Source organism: Streptomyces sp. NPDC052109, from assembly GCF_040680195.1.
GTDB lineage: Bacteria > Actinomycetota > Actinomycetes > Streptomycetales > Streptomycetaceae > Streptomyces.
Genome location: NZ_JBFAWF010000013.1, coordinates 177,393 through 195,986, shown reverse-complemented (window position 1 = coordinate 195,986; position 18,594 = coordinate 177,393). Strand labels below are relative to the sequence as shown.

Genomic DNA, 18,594 nt, shown 5'->3' with positions numbered 1-18,594 from the left:
ATGTACGAACTCCTCAAGAACCTCGGGAACTGGCTGGTCAGCGGCTCCCAGTGGACCGGCCCCGACGGCATCGCCCACCGTCTCGCCGAACACCTCCAGTACTCCCTGCTGGCCACGCTGATCGCCGCCGCGCTCGGTCTGCCGCTCGGCCTGCTGATCGGCCACACCGGCAAGGGCGCGTTCCTCGCGATCAACCTGGCCTCCTTCGGGCGCGCGCTGCCGACCGTCGGCCTGGTCGTGCTGGTCTTCCTGGCGGGCGGCCTGTCGATGCTGCCGGTGTACGTGGCGCTGGTCGCCCTCGCGGTCCCGGCGATCGTCACCAACACCTACGCCGGGATGACGGCCGTCGACCCGGACGTGAAGGACGCCGCCCGTGGCCAGGGCATGCGCGGACACCAGGTGCTCCTCCAGGTCGAGCTGCCGCTCGCGTTGCCGCTGATCATGACGGGCCTGCGCCTGGCCCTCATCCAGGTGGTCGCCACGGCCACCATCGCGGCGTACGTCTCCTTCGGCGGCCTGGGCCGCTACGTCTTCGACGGCCTCGCCCAGCGCGACCTGGTCCAGGTGCTCGGCGGCGCGGTGCTGGTCGCCGTCGTCGCCGTCGTCCTGGACGTGGCCCTCGCCGCCCTCCAGCGCTTCCTCTTCCGTCACCGCACCGCCTGATCCCCGGGAACTTCCGATGAATCGTCGTACCGTCCTCGGCGGCCTGTTCGCGGTCGCCTCCGTCCCCGCTCTCTCCGCCTGCGCGAGCGGCATCACCTCCCTCAACGGCCAGGGCTCCGCCGGCGGCGGCGCCGGCTCCAGCAAGGGCGGAGTCACCATCGGCACCGCCAACTTCACCGAGAACCAGGTGCTCGGCTACCTCTACGCGGCCGCCCTGCGGGGCGCCGGCGTGAAGACCACCGTCCGCCCCAACCTCGGCACCCGCGAGATCGTCATCCCGGCGCTCAGGGGCGGCGACATCGACCTGCTGCCCGAGTACCAGGGCGCCCTCCTCAACTACCTCGACCCGAAGGCCACGGCCAGCGAGTCGGGCGAGATGCAGAACGCCCTCACCCAGGCCCTGCCCGCCGGCCTCCAGGTGCTGCCGTACGGCATGGCGGAGGACTCCGACGCCTTCGTCGTCACCCGCGAGACGGCGAAGAAGTACGGGCTGACCTCCCTCGCCGACCTGAGGAAGCAGAACGGCAGGCTGGTCATCGGCGCCGCCCCCGAGGTGAAGAAGCGCCAGGTCGGCGCGGTCGGCCTGAAGGACGTGTACGGCGTCCAGTTCAAGGAGTTCAAGTCGCTCGACTCCGACGGTCCGCTGGTCAAGGGCGCGTTGAAGAAGGGAGATGTGGACGTGGCGAACCTGTTCACCACCGACACCGACATCAGGGCCAACGACTGGGTGGTGCTCACCGACCCCGAACACCTCATCCCCAGCCAGCACATCGTCCCGCTGATCGCCGACCGCAAGGCCGACGACACCGTCCGCAAGGCCCTCGCCCGGCTCGGCAACCTGCTGACCACCGCCCAGCTCACCGAGCTCAACCGGCAGGTGGACAAGGACAAGAAGGACCCCGAGGACGTGGCGAACGCCTACGCCAAGCAGCACGGACTGGTGAAGTAGATGGGCGGCCTGGTGGAACTTCGCTCCATCGACGTCGTCCCGGACGAGGAGCGGCACGGCACCGCGTTCAGCCAGTTCACGCTCTGGCTGGGCGCCAACCTGCAGATCACGGCGGTCGTCACGGGCGCCCTCGCGGTCGTCTTCGGCGGGGACGTGGTCTGGTCGCTCGTCGGCCTGTTGCTCGGCAACCTGCTCGGGGGCGCGGTCATGGCCCTGCACTCGGCGCAGGGCCCGAAGCTGGGCCTGCCGCAGATGATCCAGTCCCGGGCGCAGTTCGGGGTGCGCGGGGCGGTCGTACCGCTGCTGCTGGTGATCGTGATGTACGTCGGCTTCTTCGCGTCCGGCAGTGTGCTCGCCGGGCAGGCGGTGGGCGAGCTGACGCACACGAACGACACCGCCGGGATCGTCGTCTTCGCGGCCGTCACGGGGGTCACCGCGGCCGTCGGCTACCGGGTGATTCACGCCCTCGGCCGCATCGCGAGCACGATCTGCGCGCTCGCCTTCGTCTACCTCGGCATCCGCCTCCTCGACCGCGCCGACCTCACGGCTCTCCTCCACGACGCCCACTTCTCGCTGCCGATGTTCCTGCTGGCGATGTCGCTGTCGGCGTCCTGGCAGCTGGCGTTCGGGCCGTACGTGGCGGACTACTCGCGCTACCTTCCGCGCACGACCTCGGCGAGGGCGACCTTCTGGTGGACGCTGTCCGGCTCGGCGCTCGGCAGTCAGTGGTCCATGACCTTCGGTGTGCTGGTCGCGGCCACGGCGGGCGCGAAGTTCCTGGACAGTCAGGTCGGTTACGTCGTCGCCCTCGGCGGCACCGGCCTGGTCGCCTCCCTCTTCTACTTCGTCATCGCGCTCGGCAAGCTCACCATCAACGTCCTCAACACCTACGGCGGTTTCATGTCGATGGTGACCAGCGTGAGCGGCTTCCGGGGCCAGCGGCGGCTGTCCCGGGCCGGCCGGGCCGTGTACATCGCGCTGGTCATGGTCGCGGGCACCGCGGTGGCTCTGCTGGGCAAGGACAGCTTCCTGTCCTCCTTCAAGGACTTCCTGCTGTTCCTGCTGACCTTCTTCACGCCATGGTCGGCGATCAACCTGGTCGACTACTACCTGATCTCCAGGGAGCGGTACGACATCCCGGCCCTGTCCGACCCGCACGGCCGCTACGGCTCCTGGCGCTGGGACGCCCTCGCCGTGTACGCGCTCGGCCTGCTCGCCCAGCTGCCGTTCCTCGCCACCGGCTTCTACACCGGCCCGCTGGTGCAGCCGCTGGGCGGCGCGGACATCTCCTGGATCGTGGGACTGGCGGTACCGGCACTGCTGTACTGGCTGGTCGCGCGGCGGAACGCGGCGTACCCGCCCGCGGGCCCGAAGAGGGGGGTTGTCCCCAGTGCGGAGGGGGCGCCCACTCCCTAGGGTGGCGCCCATGAACACACCGGACTCGCGGAACGCGAGCCTGAAGAAGGACGCGGACCTCCGGGAGGAACTCGGCGTCACCGTACGGGCCCGCGGGGAACTGGGCGACGACTACGACTCCGCGCTGGTCGACTCCTTCCTGGAGAAGGTCGAGCGGCGGATCGACGACGCGGTGGACCGCCGGGTGCGCCGGCAACTGGCCGAGGAGCGGATGGAGAGCGCGCGGGGTGCCCGGCGCCCGAAGGACGCCGACACGTGGACGCAGCGCTTCGGGTTCGCCGTCATCTCCCTGGTCCTCGCCATGCCGCTGTCCGCCATCAGCGGCGCCCTCGCGGGCATCGGCGGGACGATCGCCACCTGGGTCGGCATCGTCGGCGTCAACTTCGCCCAGGCGGTCCGCCTCAACCCCGATCTGCTCAGCGGCCGCGGCGACCGCTCCGGCCGGCAGGACTGACCAGGGAACCGCCCGTTCACGCCTGCCGGGCCGGCAGGTCCATGATCCGGCGGAGGTCGTCGGGCCGGGGCCGCGTGGTGGCGTGGGCGACGACGTCCGCGACGTCCGACGCCGACAGCATGCCGATCGCGTCGAGCACGGGCCTGCCGGCCCCGTGGGGAGTCGAGCACGGCCCGCTGAGCCGCGCGGGAAAGACTGTCGCGGGGACCGCCGCACCCCCGTTGCCGGGGGGCGGGACGACGGCGGTCCCCGCGAGGGACGCGGGCCGGGTCAGGGCCGGGCTTGCGCGTCCGTGGCGTCCATGGAGGTCCGGGAGCCGCTCCGGAGGTCCTTGGCGCCGTTCGGCGCCGGCCGGGACGGGAGCCTCCCCCAGTGCTCAACGCCTGGGGAGGTTCATCGCCCTGCCGACACCCACCAATGTGCCGGAGACGTGTTAAGCGGGTGCTGCGCGCACGTGACACGCTCGTACCACTTCCGCGAACCCCGTCCCTCCTCAAGCGGTCGCCGTGTACCCGCGGTTCACCGCGGGTTGGCCCCTACTTTCCACCCTTGGCCAGGAAGGCCAGCAGGTCCTGCCTGCTGATCACGCCGGTCGGCTTGCCCTCGACCAGGACGATCGCCGCGTCGGCCGAGCCGAGCACGGACATCAGGTCGCCGACCGGCTCGCCGGAGCCGACCTGGGGCAGCGGGGCGCACATGTGCTTCTCCAGCGGGTCGTCGAGGGAGGCGCGCTTGCTGAACAGCGCGTCCAGCAGCTCCCGTTCCACCACGGACCCGACGACCTCGGCGGCCATGACGTCCGGGTGACCGGCGCCCGGCTTGACGACCGGCATCTGCGAGACGCCGTACTCGCGCAGCACCTCGATGGCCTGGCCGACGGTCTCCTCCGGGTGCATGTGCACGAGGGAGGGGATGGTGCCGCCCGCCTTGTCGCTCAGGACGTCGCCGACGCGGGCGCTCGGGCCCTCGTCCTCCAGGAAGCCGTAGTCGGCCATCCACTCGTCGTTGAAGATCTTGCTGAGGTAGCCGCGGCCGCTGTCCGGAAGCAGTACGACGACGACGTCGTCCGGGCCGAGCCGCTCGGCGACGCGCAGCGCGGCCACGACGGCCATGCCGCAGGAGCCGCCGACGAGCAGGCCCTCCTCCTTGGCGAGGCGGCGGGTCATCTGGAAGGCGTCCTTGTCGGACACGGCGACGATCTCGTCGGCGACGGTGCGGTCGTAGGCGCTCGGCCAGAAGTCCTCGCCGACACCCTCGATCAGGTACGGCCGCCCGGAACCGCCCGAGTACACCGAGCCCTCGGGGTCGGCGCCGACGACCTGGACCTTGCCGTCGCTGACGTCCTTCAGATAACGGCCGGTGCCGGAGATGGTCCCTCCCGTACCGACGCCCGCCACGAAGTGGGTGATCTTCCCCTCGGTCTGCTCCCACAGCTCCGGGCCGGTCGAGTGGTAGTGCGAGAGCGGATTGTTGGGGTTGGAGTACTGGTCGGGCTTCCAGGCGCCCGGGGTCTCACGGACGAGCCGGTCGGAGACGTTGTAGTACGAGTCCGGGTGCTCCGGCGCCACGGCGGTCGGGCACACGACCACTTCCGCGCCGTACGCGCGCAGCACGTTGATCTTGTCGGTGCTCACCTTGTCGGGGCACACGAAGATGCACTTGTACCCCTTCTGCTGGGCCACGATGGCCAGCCCGACACCGGTGTTCCCACTGGTCGGCTCGACGATCGTGCCACCCGGCTTGAGCTCCCCGCTCTGCTCGGCGGCCTCGATCATGCGCAGGGCGATGCGGTCCTTCACGGAGCCGCCGGGGTTGAAGTACTCCACCTTGGCCAGGACGGTCGCCTGGATGCCCTTGGTCACGTTGTTGAGCCTCACCAGCGGGGTGTTGCCGACGAGGCTGATCATCGAGTCGTGGAATCGCACCGTTGTCTCCGGTCGCTGCAAAAGAACTGTTCGTAGTGGTGCCGCCAGCCTAAGGCCAGGTGTATGCCTGGAGCGGCCGTTCACTCCCCGTTGAGATTGACGCACGGTCCGTACGGGGCAAGGAGTGGGTGTACGGCTACGAGGAGGTGGCGGCGACGCATGACGAGCCTGTCGAGGGCGAGAGTGGCCCGGCGCATCGCGGCCGGAGCGGCGTACGGCGGTGGCGGAGCGGGACTGGTCGGCGCGGCCGCGGTGGGCCTGCTGCTGGCGGAGGTGCGGCTGGCCCGGCGCCATGTGGGCAACGGCACCGGCGGCCGCGTCCCCCTGGCCGACGGCGTGTACGGCCACGCGTACGACATCCCCGGAGAACCGCCCCTCCGCCTGACCATGCTCGGCGACTCCACGGCGGCCGGACAGGGCGTGCACCGGGCGGGCCAGACACCGGGCGCGCTACTGGCCTCGGGCCTGGCGGCGGTGGCCGAGCGCCCGGTGGAGCTGTGCAACGTCGCCCAGCCCGGGGCCCGGTCCGACGACCTGGACCGGCAGGTGGCGCTGGTGCTGTCCGCGGGGCTTCCCGTCCCCGACATCTGCGTGATCATGATCGGCGCGAACGACGTGACGCACCGGATGCCGCCGACCCGTTCGGTACGGCACCTGTCGGCGGCGGTACGCCGGCTGCGCACGGCCGGTGCGGAGGTGGTGGTCGGCACCTGCCCCGACCTCGGCACCCTCGAGCCGGTGCAGCAGCCGCTGCGCTGGCTGGCCCGGCGCGCCTCCCGGCAGCTGGCGGCGGCACAGACGATCGGAGTGGTGGAGCAGGGCGGCCGCACGGTGTCGCTGGGCGACCTGCTGGGCCCGGAGTTCGAGGCGAACCCCAGGGAGCTGTTCGGGCCGGACAACTACCACCCGTCGGCGGAGGGCTACGCCACGGCGGCGATGGCCGTGCTTCCCACGGTGTGCGCCGCGCTGGGCCTGTGGCCGGCGGAGGAGGAGCGCCCGGACGTGTCGCGGCGCGAGGGTTTCCTGCCGGTCGCCCGCGCGGCCGCCGAGGCGGCGTCCGAGGCGGGCACGGAGGTCACGGCGGCCATGCCGACGGGGCCTCGGGGGCCGTGGGCGTTGCTGAAGCGCCGGCGGCGGCGCCGGGTTCCCGAGGCCGAGCCGGCACGTCCGTCCCTGTGACCACCCGGGCGCTCCGCCCCGCGGCGGCAGCAGGGCCACCCGCACGACGCCGGCCGAACCGCCGAAGGAAAAAGCAAGCGCTTAGTAAGATGCGGTCAGTGTCACACCGCCACACCGGTGACCTGAACCATACGTAGCGGTAACTTCCCAACCGGCCCTGCCTAAACAACCCCGTCCACTGGAGCCGTGATGCCCGAAGCCGTCATCGTCTCGACCGCCCGCTCCCCCATCGGCCGCGCCGGCAAGGGTTCCCTCAAGGATCTGCGCCCCGACGACCTGACCGCCACGATCATCCAGGCCGCGCTCGCCAAGATCCCGGAGCTCGACCCCAGGGACATCGACGACCTGATGCTCGGCTGCGGCCTGCCCGGCGGCGAGCAGGGCCACAACCTGGGCCGTATCGTCGCCGTGCAGATGGGCATGGACCACCTGCCGGGCTGCACCGTCACCCGCTACTGCTCCTCGTCCTTGCAGACCTCCCGCATGGCCCTGCACGCCATCAAGGCCGGCGAGGGCGACGTCTTCATCTCGGCCGGTGTCGAGACGGTCTCCCGGTACGTCAAGGGCAGCTCCGACGGCCTGCCGGACACGCACAACCCGCTGTTCGCCGAGGCCGAGGCCCGCACCGCCGCCGTCGCCGAGTCCGAGGGGTCCACCTGGCACGACCCGCGCGAGGACGGCCTGCTGCCCGACCCGTACATCGCGATGGGCCAGACCGCCGAGAACCTGGCCCGCGCCAAGGGCATCACCCGCCAGGACATGGACGAGTTCGGCGTCCGCTCGCAGAACCTCGCCGAGCAGGCCATCAAGAACGGCTTCTGGGAGCGCGAGATCACCCCGGTGACCCTCCCCGACGGCACGGTCGTCAGCAAGGACGACGGCCCCCGCCCCGGCGTCACCCTGGAGGGCGTCGCCGGCCTCAAGCCGGTCTTCCGCCCCGACGGCCTGGTCACCGCCGGCAACTGCTGCCCGCTCAACGACGGCGCCGCGGCCGTCGTCATCATGAGCGACACCAAGGCCCGCGAGCTGGGTCTGACCCCGCTCGCCCGGATCGTGTCCACCGGCGTCTCGGGCCTGTCCCCCGAGATCATGGGCCTCGGCCCGGTCGAGGCGAGCACGCAGGCCCTGCGTCGGGCCGGCCTCACCATCGACGACATCGACCTGGTCGAGATCAACGAGGCCTTCGCCGCCCAGGTGATCCCCTCCTACCGGGACCTCGGCATCGACATCGACAAGCTGAACGTCAACGGCGGCGCCATCGCCGTCGGCCACCCCTTCGGTATGACCGGCGCCCGCATCACCGGCACGCTCATCAACTCCCTGCAGTGGCACGACAAGCAGTTCGGCCTGGAGACGATGTGCGTGGGCGGCGGCCAGGGCATGGCGATGGTCATCGAGCGCCTGAGCTGAGCCACCGTCCGTAGCGGGACAGGCACGTTACGTCCGTGAACGGCCCGGAACCAGGGAAACGCCAAGGTTCCGGGCCTTTTCGTGATCCAATCTCCCCCAGGATGTGACCTATATCGCTCCCCGGACGCATCGGTGCAGGTCAACGCAGGTCAGCGCGGTGTCCGGCGAAACCCCGAGGCCAAAGTCCTGTCCGTTTCGTGACGTTACGCACTGACAGCTGGTTAGTCCGCCCTTCAAGCTGATGTAGGAAGTCGGGGGTCGACTTTGAACCGGGAGTACGTCAGTGAGCACCATGCCCTTCGCCCTGCTGCTCACCACGGCCGCCACCGGCGCCGTGGGCGTCGCCGTCCTGCGCACCGTTCTGAAGCTGCGCCGCCAGCTGGCGGAGCTGCAGACCCAGCTCGCCGAGAACCGGTCGGCCGCCCTGGGTGCGCTGCTGCCGAACGCCCGCAGCAGCACCGACGCCGAACAGATACGCGCCGCCGTGGCCGAAGCGCTGGCGGAGGAGAGGGAGCGGGAGCTGGCCGAGGCCCGCGCCTTCTGGGCCGCGCAGGAGGCCCGTGACGCCTCCGACGCCCCGACCCTGCTGGGCCTGCCCGACTCCGAACTGTTCCTGCCCCGGCAGAGCGACTTCGCCGGCCTGGAGCCGGTGTCCGAGCCGACCGCCGACGCCGACGAGTTCGCCGGGGAGTCCCCGGAGCTGGCCGCGGCCCGCCGCCGGCACCCCTCGCACCCCGACTTCGTCCCGGTGCAGTCGCCCGTGGTGAACGACCACGAGCGCACGGTGACCACGCTGGAGCAGCTGGCCGCCGAACGCGTCGAACTCGCCGACGTCCGCCCGGGCCCGCTCGGCACGCTCGACGTCTACGTCTTCGCCGACGGCACCACCCTGTGCATGACCCCGGGCCACCGCGAGACCGCCGAACGCCTGGCGGCGGCCGTGGAAGCGGGCGAGGCCCCTCACCTCCTGGGCGGCTCCGGCGTCTCCGGCGCCTACACCCTGACCTTCGCCTGTGGCGAGGACATGGTCTACATCCTGGCCGACAGGGTCATCGCGTCTCTTTGACGGCCGGTGGAAACGGGGCGGGCGACGGCCGGCCCAGGGGGCGCGGGGATGGGGTCGACATGCGGCTCCGCCGCGTGGGTGCGAGCAACCACGAGAGGCCCGCAGTCGCGAACGGCGCTCAGACCCCCGCCCGCTGACGCGACTCCTCGACCACCCGCACCGCTTCGGCGACTTCAGCCTCGGTCGTCAGCACCACCGCCAAGTCGTGCGCGGCCACGAGAATCTGATCGGCCGCCGCGAACATCCCCGCGTCCGGCATCTGCCTCGGCTCGGTTCCCGGCTCCTCCACAGCCTGGGCCCGCCGGGCCAACTCCCTGGCCAGCGCCAGCGCCTCCGCGGCAGCGCCCCGCTGAAGTCGGCTCTGCGGCGCCGCTCGCAACCGGTCGGCGAAGTGATCCACTGCTTGGGTCAAGGGCGTCGTATCAACCACGCGCCGAGAGTAACGTGCCGCACTGTTGCCAATACGCGAACACTCAGGCACGGTGACGTGAAGGACCGGCTTACATCCCCTTTGCGTTCGGAGGCGCCGATGTCCCAACTCTTCTCCGAGGAGACCCACCGCAATCTGCTCGCCCGCATCCCCCACTGCACCGGTCGTGAAGTCTCCGACTGGCTGCGCACCGTAGAAGAAGGCCCCGCCCTGGTCCGCTTCGAGGAGAAGGTCAGCTGGCTCCGGCACGAGTACGACCTCGCGTACGGTCACGCGAAGGCGATCGTCCATGAGTACGACCTGAGGAGGGCAGCACGCAAGCTGCTCTAGACGGCGAAGGGCCCCGGGTCGGAACCCGGGGCCCTCTCCACGACCTCACGACCGGCGGACGCGCTAGTCGTTGTTGGTGAAGATCGCCACCAGCCGCAGCATCTCGAGATAGATCCAGACGAGGGTGACCGTGAGACCGAACGCGGCCAGCCAGGACTCGTTGCGCGGGGCGCCGTAGGCGATGCCGTCCTCGATCTGCTTGAAGTCGAGGGTCAGGAAGAACGCGCCGAGCACGATCGCGACGATGCCCACGAGCGCGCCGAGGGGGCCGAAGCTGCGAAGACCGCCGTTGTCGGCGACGCCGAAGACGACCAGCAGCAGGTTGACCGCCATGACCACCAGGAACGCCATGGCGATGGCCATGCCGACGCGGGCGTAGCGGGCGGTGACGCGGATCCAGCCGGCCTTGTAGACGAGCAGGGTCGCGGCCGACACCGCCATGGTGCCGAGCACCGCCTGGAAGGGCGCGCCGCTCCAGCGGCTGTTGTACATCTCGCTGATGACGCCGAGGAAGACGCCCTCGAAGGCGGCGTACCCGAGGATCAGCGCGGGCGACGGGGTCCGCTTGAAGCTCTGGACCATCGCCAGGACGAAGGCGACCAGCGCGGAACCGACGGCCAGGCCGTAGCTGGTCGCCGAGACCGGCAGCAGCGCCCAGGCGAGGACGGCGCCGACGGCGACGGTGCCGAGCGTGATGGCCGAGCGGACGACGACGTCGTCCATGGTCATCCGGTCGGTGGTGGCGGGGGCCTGCGGCTGGGCGCCGTGCTGGACGCTGCCCTGCGCGTACGGGTTCTGGGCGTAGGGGTTCTGCGCGTAGGGGTTGCCCTGCGCGTACCCGGCCTGCGGTGCGGTGTTGAAGCCGGCGTAGCCGTTGTCGCGGCTGAACCCCCGTCGCGAGAAGACCGGGTTGCTGCTCCTCATTTCACTCCTCCATGGCTGCCGTGCACAGCCTTGGCTCAAGAGTAATGGACTGGCAAAGGACCGACCATGATACCTGAGGAGGATCTTTCCCCTGCCGTGCTGCCCAACACGCTACGCGGACCGGCCATTCCCGGCCATGGGTGATCGCCTTCCATGACGAACCTGCTACCACACCGAGACGCTCCGCTAACCCAGGGGAAACCCGGTGTACGCCTCGGCCAGGTCGGTCTCGGCCGCGCGGGACGAGGCGATCCTGTCCAGCCGGGCCAGTTGGAGGCGGACGTCGAAGGGGGTGGCGTCCGGGGCCGGATGGAGCAGGGTCGTCATGTCGTAGGAGAACCGCTCGGCCTGCCAGACGCGGCGCAGACAGGTCGCGGAGTAGGAGTCGAGGAGCTCCGGGGAGCCGGTCTCCTTCTCGTGGGCGAGGGCGCGGGCGAGGGTGACGACGTCGCCGACGGCGAGGTTCAGCCCCTTGGCGCCGGTCGGCGGCACGATGTGGGCGGCGTCGCCGGCGAGGAAGAGCCGGCCGTGGCGCATCGGCTCGTGCACGAAGGAGCGCATCGGCGTGACCGACTTCTGGGTGATGGGCCCGCGCTCCAGCCTCCAGTCGTCCGCGGTCTCGCAGCGCCGCTGGAGCTCCGACCAGATCGCGTCGTCGGTCCAGTCGTCGGCGTCCGTGTCGGCGGGCACCTGGAGGTAGAGGCGGGAGACGGACGGGGAGCGCATGGACAGCAGGGCGAAGCCGCGCTCGTGGCGGGCGTAGACGAGTTCCTCGTGCGAGGGCGCGACGTCGGCGAGGACGCCGAGCCAGGAGTAGGGGTACGTCCGCTCGAACACGCGCGACAGGGCCGCCGGGAAGGCCTTGCGGGCCACGCCCCAGAAGCCGTCGCAGCCGGCGACGTAGTCGCACTCCAGCACGTCCTCGCAGCCCTGGTGCCGGAACCGGATGCGCGGCCGGCCGCCGTCCGCGTCCTCCACCGCCAGCACCTCCGCCTCGAACAGCAGCGGTCCGCCCTCCTTCAACTGAAGGGCGATCAGGTCCTTGCAGACCTCCGTCTGGGCGTACACCGTGACCGACCGGCCGCCGGTGAGGCCGGGGAAGTCCACCCGGTGGCGGCGGCGGTCGAAACGCAGCTCGATGCCGTCGTGCCGCAGTCCCTCCCGGTCCATCCGCTCCCCGGCGCCGGCGGCGCGCAGCACGTCGACCGTGCCCTGCTCCAGGATCCCGGCCCGCTGCCGATGCTCTACGTAGGCGCGGTCACGGCTCTCCAGCACGACCGCGTCGATGCCCGCGCGGTACAGCAGCCGCGCGAGCAGCAGTCCGGCCGGTCCGGCTCCGATGATCCCGACGGTGGTGCGCATCGGTTCGTCCCTTCGGGTCGACGTCGACTCCACGTCCGTTCGCGTTCGCGTGGTGAAGTTTTCTTCACCTGTGCGCGCCGAGTCTGCGCCGGGGGGCATCCGATGTCAATGGGCGGGCACGGCGCGGCCGCCCGCCGGTTCCGTGAGGGGCATGTCACGGAACCGGCGGGCGGCTGTGCGCGGCGGCGGGGCGGTCAGTGACCGGGCCAGCCGTCCAGGTGGCGGTGGAGCGTGACGCTGGGCTGCGCCTTGGCCTTCGGGGCGTGGGCGACGGCGTCGCGCAGGACCGCGCTCACCTCGCCCGCCAGACCGTCGGCCCGCGTCCTCAGCTCGTCCGCGGGCAGTGTGGAGCGGGTCAGCGCGTCCAGCCGGCGGTGGATGTCGGCGAGCCGCTGCCGGGCGCCGGCGTCGAGGTTGAGCGGGGCGGGGGTGGAGACGACGAACTGGTAGGCGCCGGCGAGGGTCTGGCAGCCGGTGCACTCCTTGTTGGCCGCGTCGCTGAGGTTCACGGCGTTCAGGTGCGTGTGCTCACCGGCGACCGTGACGATCTGGAAGGACAGCGCGACCGACCGGCAGTGGTCGTCGGCCGAGCAGCCCGCGGAGACGGCGTTGGCCTGGTTGCGCACCCCCGCCGCGTTGACGGTGCCGAACTGGCGGATGGTGAAGGAGTCCCGGGCCTGCGTGTGGTGGGCCCGGTCGGCGTGGCTGAAGACGTGGTCGGACGCGTAGGCCGCGTGCGCCACGCCGGTCACGGCCTGCGCCGGTACGGCGGTGGCGGCACCGGCGACTCCGGCGGCTCCGGCCGCGAACAGGCCCATGCGCAGGGCGTGCCGGGTGAAGGGGTGGTTGCCGGAGCGTGCCTTGCGGTGGCTGCTCATATGGTCTCCTGTGAGGTCATGAGGACTCCCTTCGGGGAGTGCGCTGTGGAGAGTGGACGGGAGTGTCAGGACGACGCCGGCGCGGCCGAGCCGGCCGGCGGCGGCGACGTCGGGCTGCCGGTCGGTGACGCGGGGACGCTCTCCGACGGGGTCGGGGAGGTCGGGGGGCCCGGGTCGGGGCTGGTGGGCGGGGGCGGGTCCGTGGTGGTTCCGCCGGTGGGGGTCTCCGGCTGGTGGGACCGGGTTCCGGTCGGCGAGCCCGGTGCGGAACCGGACGCCGACGGCTGCGGCGCGGAGGCCGTCGCGCTCCCCGAGGTGCCCGGCGACGGGCTGTCCGCCGGCGCCGACACGGAGGCTCCCGGCACCGCCGAGGGCGACACCGAGGCGCCGCCGCCACCGCGGTGCCCGGCATGGCCGCCGGGGGACGGAGTCGAGGCGTCGTGGGGTGTGGGCTCCTCGGTCGGCACGCCGGGCTGGAGGATCGGCGCGATCGGGGGCTTCTTCGGCAACGGCTTCGGCGTCACGCCGGACACCCAGGCGTAGGAGAGCCCGGTCAGTCCGGCGAGGGCGAGCACGCACAGCACGAGCCGCAACCGGGGCCGTCCCGCGGTGGAACGCTTCGCCGCCCGCAGCAGCCGGCCGCCGATCTTCACGGAGAGATAGACGACACCGGCCATCGGGCAGAGCAGCATCACGCTGCCGATCACCCCGACGAGCCCGGCGACGATCTGCCCGTGTGCGAACGCCCCGCCGGTGCCGAGGAGTTGCTCGGTGAGCGAGCGGACCATCGTGGTGAGGATCCTGGGCAGGTTCCACAGCGCGTAGCCCATCTCGCCCACGATCAGCGGCACCATCGTGAGCACCCAGGTGGCCACGATGGTGCGCGCGGACCTCTTCAGCCCGGCGACCTCCGTACGCGCCGCCCGGCCCGGCGCGCCCGGCACCAGGGAGAGCAGGATCGGCTTGATCTTGCCGTAGAGGTCCGGGACTCCGGCGAGGTCGCCGAGGATGTAGTAGCCGTCCAGGCGGACGGCCGGCATCAGCTGTTCCAGGATCTCGAAGTGCCCGAGGTAGACGGCGGCCAGGAAGAACTGCGCCCCCGTCGCGAAGTAGGCCCCGGCCATGCCCAGCATGAAGACGACGTTGAAGTAGACCCCGCCGAGGTCCGTGCGGAGCCGCCCGGCGCGGGAGATCCGGTAGACGTCGGTGACGTCGGTGTACATCGACGGCCAGATGAGGAACAGCCCGCAGCCGATGCAGCCGGGCCGGGCACCGCCGTACCGGCAGGCGGAGGCGTGGCCGAACTCGTGGAAGACGAGCGAGGCCACGGTGAGACCGAAGACGATGAGGATCAGCACCGGCTGGTCCAGGACCTCCAGCACCGGCTCGATCGCCCCGAAGAAGCCGAACAGCCACACGTCCATCGCGAGCGCCGTGAGCAGGACGGCGGCGACCACGGCCGGGCGGTGCAGCCAGGCCAGCGCCCTGGCGATCCGTGCCGTACGGCGCTCGTCGAAGATCACCCGGTGGCCCTTGAGGGCGAGCAGCAGGTCGGAGCGCGGGGCGTCGACCTCGTCGTCCTCCTGGCCCTCGGGCACGGTCACGCCGAGCGGCTGGAGCTTGTTCTCCAGCAGGTAGCTGATGTTCTCGCCGCTGACCTCGCGGCCGTAGCGGGCGCTGACCCGGTGGGCGATCGTGTCGACGTCACGGACGCCGTCGACGGACGACGCCACCAGGTACAGCAGCCGGGACAGCTGGACGACCTGCCCGTCCCCCCGACGGGCGATGTACTTCGGCTCGGTGAAGCCCGAGCCCTGGTACTCGCCGTGCAGTCGCAGCCCCGCGCTGAGCCTTGGGGCCGGCCGGACCGGCGTTCCGACGGCCGGCAGGCTGCCGGTCGTCACCTGTTCGTACGTCACCGGCCAGCCGCCGGGCCCGGGCACCGGGCCGGTGTCGTAGAGCGCGGGCCCGTCCCCGAGCACCGTCATATGTGGTCTCCCCCCACGTACTGCCGCTTCCCCCCGGCATGACCGCGGGGGCGGACCGCCCCGCACCGCCCGTGCGCGACCCGCCCCCGCAGCCGTGGTCGTTACTGCTTGACGGTGATCGTCTGCTGGGCCGACGACTCGGCGTCCGACCACGCGGAGTGGTCGTTCACGGCGGCCGACTCGTTGTGGGCGTTGATGTTCGCCACGTGCTTGGTGACGTTGACCGTCTTGCCGAAGCTGAACTTCAGCCGGCCCAGGGCCTCACGGCCCGGCAGCAGCTCCGCGGACTCGCCGTCCAGCTCGCGCATGTCCATGCTCATGATGAAAGTCCTCTCGTGGTGTGTCGGTCGGGGTGGCGCGCGAGCGTTACTGGCTGACGCTGATGGTCTGGGAGGCGCCGGAGTCGGCCACGGACCACGAGGAGTGGTCGTTCAGGGCGGCGGACTCGTTGTGGGCGCTGATGTTCGCGACGTGCTTGGTGACGTTGACCGTCTTGCCGAAGCTGAACTTCAGCCGGCCGAGGGCCTCACGGCCCGGCAGCAGCTCCGCGGACTCGGCGTCGAGCTCATGGGCGTTCAACATGGTCGATTCCCCCTCGGGAAACAGGCGGTTCCGGTCGGAGAGAGTCAGGTTCCCCCCGGACTCTGTCCAACTTGGTCGGACGGGCTGTCCAACGAGATTGGACACTAGGCCCTCACGGCACCACTCCGCAACCCGTTCGGTGAATCACCCTTTCGGCGCCCCGACTACCCGACCGTAGAATCGGCGCCGAAAGGGACGGTCAGGTCGAGCGGCGAGCAGGAAGTGGACTTCGGTGGCCAACGCACTGCAGCAGTTGATCCGTGAGCGTCTCGACCGGAACGGCTGGTCCTACGGCGAGGTGGCACGGCGCGGCGGTGTCCCGCGCTCCACCGTCCACCACCTGGCCACCACCGACCGGGTCGTCCGCATGCCGCAGGCCACCACCCTGGAGGGCCTGGCCAAGGGCCTTCAGCTGCCCCTCGACACCGTGCGCCGGGCCGCGGCGGAGGCCTGCGGCATCCACGTCTACGGCACCCCGGGCACCCAGGACGCCGACGACACGGCCGCCCGCACCACCGACCCGGAGGTGGACCTGCTCATCGCCAGCGTCCAGCAGCTGTCGGCCGAGGACCGCCGGCACGTCGCCGCCCTGGTCGAGTCCCTGCTGGGCCGCTCGGCACGCCCGGCACCGGAGAAGTGACCCGCCCGGCCGGAGCTGTGCCGCACCTCCCGCGGTGACGCCAGGCCGGACCGGTGCCGCGCCGGAAAAATTGCAACTGCGCCCGAATGGACCGAGATCCCCCGCTAGTCTCTCGTCCTGCCCGAGGAGCGAGAGCCGCACGACCCCGGGCTCTTTGGGGGGAACGTGTTGTTCGTGCATGGCGGGCCGGCCACCGCGGTGGTCCGGGGCCCCGCCGGTGAATCGGTCGTCCTGCTCTCCGGCGAGCTGCCGGACGTACTCACCGAGGCCGCGGTGACCGAGCTGCTGGACCTGGCCGCCGCGATCCTGGACGCGGACGAGCTGGAGCTGTTCCACACCTGCCTGCGCACCCTGCGCACGGACGGTCTCCGGGCGGGCCGGCGCATCGAGGTGGACGGTGCGGTACTGACGGTGTACGAGGGGTGAGGACCGGCGGGCCGGCGACGAGCGAAGTGACCCTCCGCCGGCCCTCCCGCGCCCCTGTGCCGCCGCACGGCCCACGGCGGACCGACGCGGACGGGGGCGCGCAAGCCGATCGTCGCCCCGCCGCTTTCGTCGCGTCCGACGACAGTCTTCGAGCCCGGGTGGCCGGAGACGGCCTCAGACGGCTCGGTTCTCCGCACTGACCATCCAGGCGTACTTCTCGAGGGAGTCGATGATCGCGTGCAGGAGATCAGCCGTCGACGGGTCCTCACCGTCGACTTCGTCGTGGACGGTGCGCATGGTGTCGACCGCGGCGCGCAGGCGCACGGTGATGAGATCCACCGCGGCGCTCACACTCTGCTCGCCCTCCGGGAACGACGGGAGCGTGGTGGTGGCCGCCACGGTGTCGGTACGCCCGTCAGGAACGGACTGCAGGGCCCGGATGCGTTCGGCGACGGTGTCGGCCGCCTCCCGGGCCTCGTCGACGATCTCGTCCAACTGCAGGTGCAGATCCCGGAAGTTGTGGCCGACGACGTTCCAATGGGCCTGCTTCCCCTGTAGATGCAGCTCGATCAGGTCCACCAGAACCTTCTGCAGGTTCGCGACGAGCTGCGACGAAGCGGTGAACCCGGCGAGTTGCTCGTCCGAACGCCGGGAGGACCCCGGGGCGGCGGAAGCAGTCATGACGGTCCTCTTTCGGTGGGGTACGGCAGAGGCGGGGATTCCGGCACACGATCACGATCGGGCGGGTCCTTCACACCCAGCCAAGACGCTCCTCGCCCGCTCCGCCTCGTTCGGATCGATTCCAGAGGCTAGGCGACGGGCCAGGGCAGTCCCACCGACGGCGCCGACGGGTTCACTCGATGGGAACAGCTGGTCGGCGACATGACGCCCTCGCGGAAGATCTCCGCCGCGGCTTTCCCCCGTCACCCCGGACGTTACCGAGGGACCGTCCCCGCGGCGCGGGGAGCACGACAGCGGCCTGGGATTCGCCGGGCTTCGGCAGGGACCACCCATCAGAAGAGGGTTCGCACACCGCGCACAGGAGACGAGGCCACCCCCACCTGGCGAGGTACCCACAAGGACATACGGGTTTGATCCACCTAGATCAAATGCGCTTTCAGATGCCCTCCGTGTTCGCGCGCCGGAGTTGGGTCCCTACAGGTTGGTGACCAGGCTGACAAGAGCACTCGTGTTCTGCGTCAGGCGCTCCAGTTCGCCGGCTCCGTTTGGAATGCCAGGAGTCCAGGATGTGCGCCCGCATGGCGGTGCGTGCTGTGAGCTCGTCGGCGTCGTTGATCGCCTGGGCGATCGCGGCGTGACCGACGTGGGCGGCCGCGATCTGCTTGTCGAGCTCACCGCCGCAGTACCTGCTGCTGGCTCGGGCATGATCGTGGATGCTTGTCACGACTGCTCGCGCGACGTCGTTGGCTGCCATCTGCATGATGTGATCGTGGAACTCGACTTCCAGGGCGAGGTACTGCTCGGGCCGCCCAAGCGCGCGCTCCATCGCGGCCAGGACACTGTTCATCTCGATCAGTTGTCGCTCGGTACGCCGGGTCGCGGCCGTTCCCGCCAGTTCGGACTCCAGCGCGCAGCGCACCTGGACGAGGTTGTCCAGCAGACCGAGGCCGTCGTCGTGCCGGATGCGGGCATCCAAGACCGTCGAGTCGAGCGGATCCCAGCGGGTGACGGGCGCGACCACGGTTCCCTGCCCCTGCCGGATGATCAGCAGTCCCTTGTGCTCGAGGGCCTTGAGTGCCTCGCGCACGACCACGCGACTGACGCTGAACTCCTCGCACAGGGCCTGTTCGCCAGGTAGCACGGAGTCGGCCGACAGTCGGCCGCTGACGATGGCGTCGATGAGGTCCTCTGCCACCGAGGCAGCGAGCCGCGCCGGGCGTCGTTGTTTCGTCCGGTCGGCGAGCCTGATGCGTGGTGAGTTGAGCAATTGGTCCCTATCCCCGGAGAGTTG

General features: G+C 70.9%; 21 protein-coding genes. 10 read left to right on the top strand and 11 right to left on the bottom strand.

From position 1 onward, the window contains the following. Genes AB0L59_RS25700 through AB0L59_RS25685 form a run of 4 tightly spaced genes read left to right on the top strand, consistent with a single transcriptional unit; the run spans position 1 to position 3,482 of the window. Positions 1-663, top strand: a complete 663-nt coding sequence (locus AB0L59_RS25700) for an ABC transporter permease (RefSeq protein ID WP_365587824.1) — start codon at positions 1-3, stop codon at positions 661-663. A gap of 16 nt (positions 664-679) precedes the next feature. Beyond that, complete coding sequence (locus tag AB0L59_RS25695) at positions 680-1,612, top strand: ABC transporter substrate-binding protein (RefSeq protein ID WP_365587822.1); 933 nt, start codon at positions 680-682, stop codon at positions 1,610-1,612. Then, positions 1,613-3,028 carry a cytosine permease gene (locus AB0L59_RS25690; RefSeq protein ID WP_365587819.1) on the top strand — a complete coding sequence of 472 codons (1,416 nt, stop codon included), beginning with the start codon at positions 1,613-1,615 and terminating at the stop codon, positions 3,026-3,028. 10 nt (positions 3,029-3,038) lie between these two features. Then, complete coding sequence (locus AB0L59_RS25685; RefSeq protein WP_365587818.1) at positions 3,039-3,482, top strand: hypothetical protein; 444 nt, start codon at positions 3,039-3,041, stop codon at positions 3,480-3,482. A 16-nt stretch (positions 3,483-3,498) separates the two neighbouring features. Here AB0L59_RS25685 and AB0L59_RS25680 read toward each other — a convergent pair whose 3' ends face one another. Then, positions 3,499-3,621, bottom strand: a complete 123-nt coding sequence (locus AB0L59_RS25680) for a hypothetical protein (protein ID WP_365587815.1) — start codon at positions 3,619-3,621, stop codon at positions 3,499-3,501. A gap of 397 nt (positions 3,622-4,018) precedes the next feature. Continuing rightward, positions 4,019-5,407, bottom strand: a complete 1,389-nt coding sequence (locus AB0L59_RS25675) for a cystathionine beta-synthase (RefSeq protein ID WP_365587812.1) — start codon at positions 5,405-5,407, stop codon at positions 4,019-4,021. 159 nt (positions 5,408-5,566) lie between these two features. On the opposite strand from AB0L59_RS25675, the gene AB0L59_RS25670 reads away from it, so the two are divergent. The 3 genes from AB0L59_RS25670 to AB0L59_RS25660 all read left to right on the top strand — a co-directional run bounded on the left by AB0L59_RS25670 (position 5,567) and on the right by AB0L59_RS25660 (position 9,062). Next, complete coding sequence (locus tag AB0L59_RS25670) at positions 5,567-6,586, top strand: SGNH/GDSL hydrolase family protein (RefSeq protein WP_365587810.1); 1,020 nt, start codon at positions 5,567-5,569, stop codon at positions 6,584-6,586. A gap of 189 nt (positions 6,587-6,775) precedes the next feature. Continuing rightward, positions 6,776-7,996 (top strand): acetyl-CoA C-acetyltransferase, encoded by a 1,221-nt coding sequence (locus tag AB0L59_RS25665; protein ID WP_365587807.1) that lies wholly within the window; start codon positions 6,776-6,778, stop codon positions 7,994-7,996. 283 nt (positions 7,997-8,279) lie between these two features. Further along, positions 8,280-9,062 carry a hypothetical protein gene (locus AB0L59_RS25660; RefSeq protein ID WP_365587805.1) on the top strand — a complete coding sequence of 261 codons (783 nt, stop codon included), beginning with the start codon at positions 8,280-8,282 and terminating at the stop codon, positions 9,060-9,062. A gap of 118 nt (positions 9,063-9,180) precedes the next feature. Here AB0L59_RS25660 and AB0L59_RS25655 read toward each other — a convergent pair whose 3' ends face one another. After that, positions 9,181-9,462, bottom strand: coding sequence for a hypothetical protein (locus AB0L59_RS25655; RefSeq protein WP_365587947.1), 282 nt, complete (start codon positions 9,460-9,462; stop codon positions 9,181-9,183). 129 nt (positions 9,463-9,591) lie between these two features. Between AB0L59_RS25655 and AB0L59_RS25650 the strand changes: the two genes are divergently transcribed. Beyond that, complete coding sequence (locus tag AB0L59_RS25650; RefSeq protein WP_067045839.1) at positions 9,592-9,822, top strand: DUF4287 domain-containing protein; 231 nt, start codon at positions 9,592-9,594, stop codon at positions 9,820-9,822. 63 nt (positions 9,823-9,885) lie between these two features. Here the strand turns inward: AB0L59_RS25650 and AB0L59_RS25645 are convergent, their stop codons facing one another. From AB0L59_RS25645 to AB0L59_RS25620, 6 genes are all read right to left on the bottom strand, one after another. Beyond that, positions 9,886-10,746 (bottom strand): Bax inhibitor-1/YccA family protein, encoded by an 861-nt coding sequence (locus AB0L59_RS25645; protein ID WP_365587802.1) that lies wholly within the window; start codon positions 10,744-10,746, stop codon positions 9,886-9,888. Positions 10,747-10,932: 186 nt separating this feature from the next. Continuing rightward, the gene (locus AB0L59_RS25640; RefSeq protein ID WP_365587800.1) at positions 10,933-12,108 is read right to left on the bottom strand and encodes a 4-hydroxybenzoate 3-monooxygenase; all 1,176 of its coding nucleotides are present in this window, start codon (positions 12,106-12,108) and stop codon (positions 10,933-10,935) included. Positions 12,109-12,302: 194 nt separating this feature from the next. Next, complete coding sequence (locus AB0L59_RS25635) at positions 12,303-12,986, bottom strand: hypothetical protein (RefSeq protein WP_365587798.1); 684 nt, start codon at positions 12,984-12,986, stop codon at positions 12,303-12,305. 65 nt (positions 12,987-13,051) lie between these two features. After that, positions 13,052-14,974, bottom strand: coding sequence for a hypothetical protein (locus AB0L59_RS25630; RefSeq protein WP_365587795.1), 1,923 nt, complete (start codon positions 14,972-14,974; stop codon positions 13,052-13,054). A gap of 101 nt (positions 14,975-15,075) precedes the next feature. Next, on the bottom strand, positions 15,076-15,294 hold the full coding sequence (locus AB0L59_RS25625) for a hypothetical protein (RefSeq protein ID WP_351205916.1): 219 nt from the start codon (positions 15,292-15,294) through the stop codon (positions 15,076-15,078). 46 nt (positions 15,295-15,340) lie between these two features. Beyond that, the gene (locus AB0L59_RS25620) at positions 15,341-15,556 is read right to left on the bottom strand and encodes a hypothetical protein (protein ID WP_365587793.1); all 216 of its coding nucleotides are present in this window, start codon (positions 15,554-15,556) and stop codon (positions 15,341-15,343) included. 232 nt (positions 15,557-15,788) lie between these two features. Between AB0L59_RS25620 and AB0L59_RS25615 the strand changes: the two genes are divergently transcribed. Both AB0L59_RS25615 and AB0L59_RS25610 read left to right on the top strand, forming a co-directional pair. After that, positions 15,789-16,196, top strand: a complete 408-nt coding sequence (locus tag AB0L59_RS25615) for a helix-turn-helix transcriptional regulator (protein WP_365587790.1) — start codon at positions 15,789-15,791, stop codon at positions 16,194-16,196. Positions 16,197-16,370: 174 nt separating this feature from the next. Next, complete coding sequence (locus AB0L59_RS25610) at positions 16,371-16,622, top strand: hypothetical protein (RefSeq protein WP_365587787.1); 252 nt, start codon at positions 16,371-16,373, stop codon at positions 16,620-16,622. A 174-nt stretch (positions 16,623-16,796) separates the two neighbouring features. On the opposite strand, the gene AB0L59_RS25605 is transcribed toward AB0L59_RS25610, so the two are convergent. Both AB0L59_RS25605 and AB0L59_RS25600 read right to left on the bottom strand, forming a co-directional pair. Further along, on the bottom strand, positions 16,797-17,303 hold the full coding sequence (locus tag AB0L59_RS25605) for a DNA starvation/stationary phase protection protein (protein WP_365587785.1): 507 nt from the start codon (positions 17,301-17,303) through the stop codon (positions 16,797-16,799). Between the two features lie 436 nt (positions 17,304-17,739). Beyond that, positions 17,740-18,498 (bottom strand): FadR/GntR family transcriptional regulator, encoded by a 759-nt coding sequence (locus AB0L59_RS25600; protein WP_365587782.1) that lies wholly within the window; start codon positions 18,496-18,498, stop codon positions 17,740-17,742. Positions 18,499-18,594: the final 96 nt, after the last annotated feature.

Bases quoted from the DNA above. Each gene is read 5' to 3' on its own strand.
- AB0L59_RS25700 (WP_365587824.1), top strand. From the start codon at position 1: ATGTACGAACTCCTCAAGAACCTCGGGAACTGGCTGGTCAGCGGCTCC.
- AB0L59_RS25695 (WP_365587822.1), top strand. From the start codon at position 680: ATGAATCGTCGTACCGTCCTCGGCGGCCTGTTCGCGGTCGCCTCCGTC.
- AB0L59_RS25690 (WP_365587819.1), top strand. From the start codon at position 1,613: ATGGGCGGCCTGGTGGAACTTCGCTCCATCGACGTCGTCCCGGACGAG.
- AB0L59_RS25685 (WP_365587818.1), top strand. From the start codon at position 3,039: ATGAACACACCGGACTCGCGGAACGCGAGCCTGAAGAAGGACGCGGAC.
- AB0L59_RS25670 (WP_365587810.1), top strand. From the start codon at position 5,567: ATGACGAGCCTGTCGAGGGCGAGAGTGGCCCGGCGCATCGCGGCCGGA.
- AB0L59_RS25665 (WP_365587807.1), top strand. From the start codon at position 6,776: ATGCCCGAAGCCGTCATCGTCTCGACCGCCCGCTCCCCCATCGGCCGC.
- AB0L59_RS25650 (WP_067045839.1), top strand. From the start codon at position 9,592: ATGTCCCAACTCTTCTCCGAGGAGACCCACCGCAATCTGCTCGCCCGC.
- AB0L59_RS25645 (WP_365587802.1), bottom strand. From the start codon at position 10,746: ATGAGGAGCAGCAACCCGGTCTTCTCGCGACGGGGGTTCAGCCGCGAC.
- AB0L59_RS25640 (WP_365587800.1), bottom strand. From the start codon at position 12,108: ATGCGCACCACCGTCGGGATCATCGGAGCCGGACCGGCCGGACTGCTG.
- AB0L59_RS25635 (WP_365587798.1), bottom strand. From the start codon at position 12,986: ATGAGCAGCCACCGCAAGGCACGCTCCGGCAACCACCCCTTCACCCGG.
- AB0L59_RS25630 (WP_365587795.1), bottom strand. From the start codon at position 14,974: ATGACGGTGCTCGGGGACGGGCCCGCGCTCTACGACACCGGCCCGGTG.
- AB0L59_RS25625 (WP_351205916.1), bottom strand. From the start codon at position 15,294: ATGAGCATGGACATGCGCGAGCTGGACGGCGAGTCCGCGGAGCTGCTG.
- AB0L59_RS25620 (WP_365587793.1), bottom strand. From the start codon at position 15,556: ATGTTGAACGCCCATGAGCTCGACGCCGAGTCCGCGGAGCTGCTGCCG.
- AB0L59_RS25605 (WP_365587785.1), bottom strand. From the start codon at position 17,303: ATGACTGCTTCCGCCGCCCCGGGGTCCTCCCGGCGTTCGGACGAGCAA.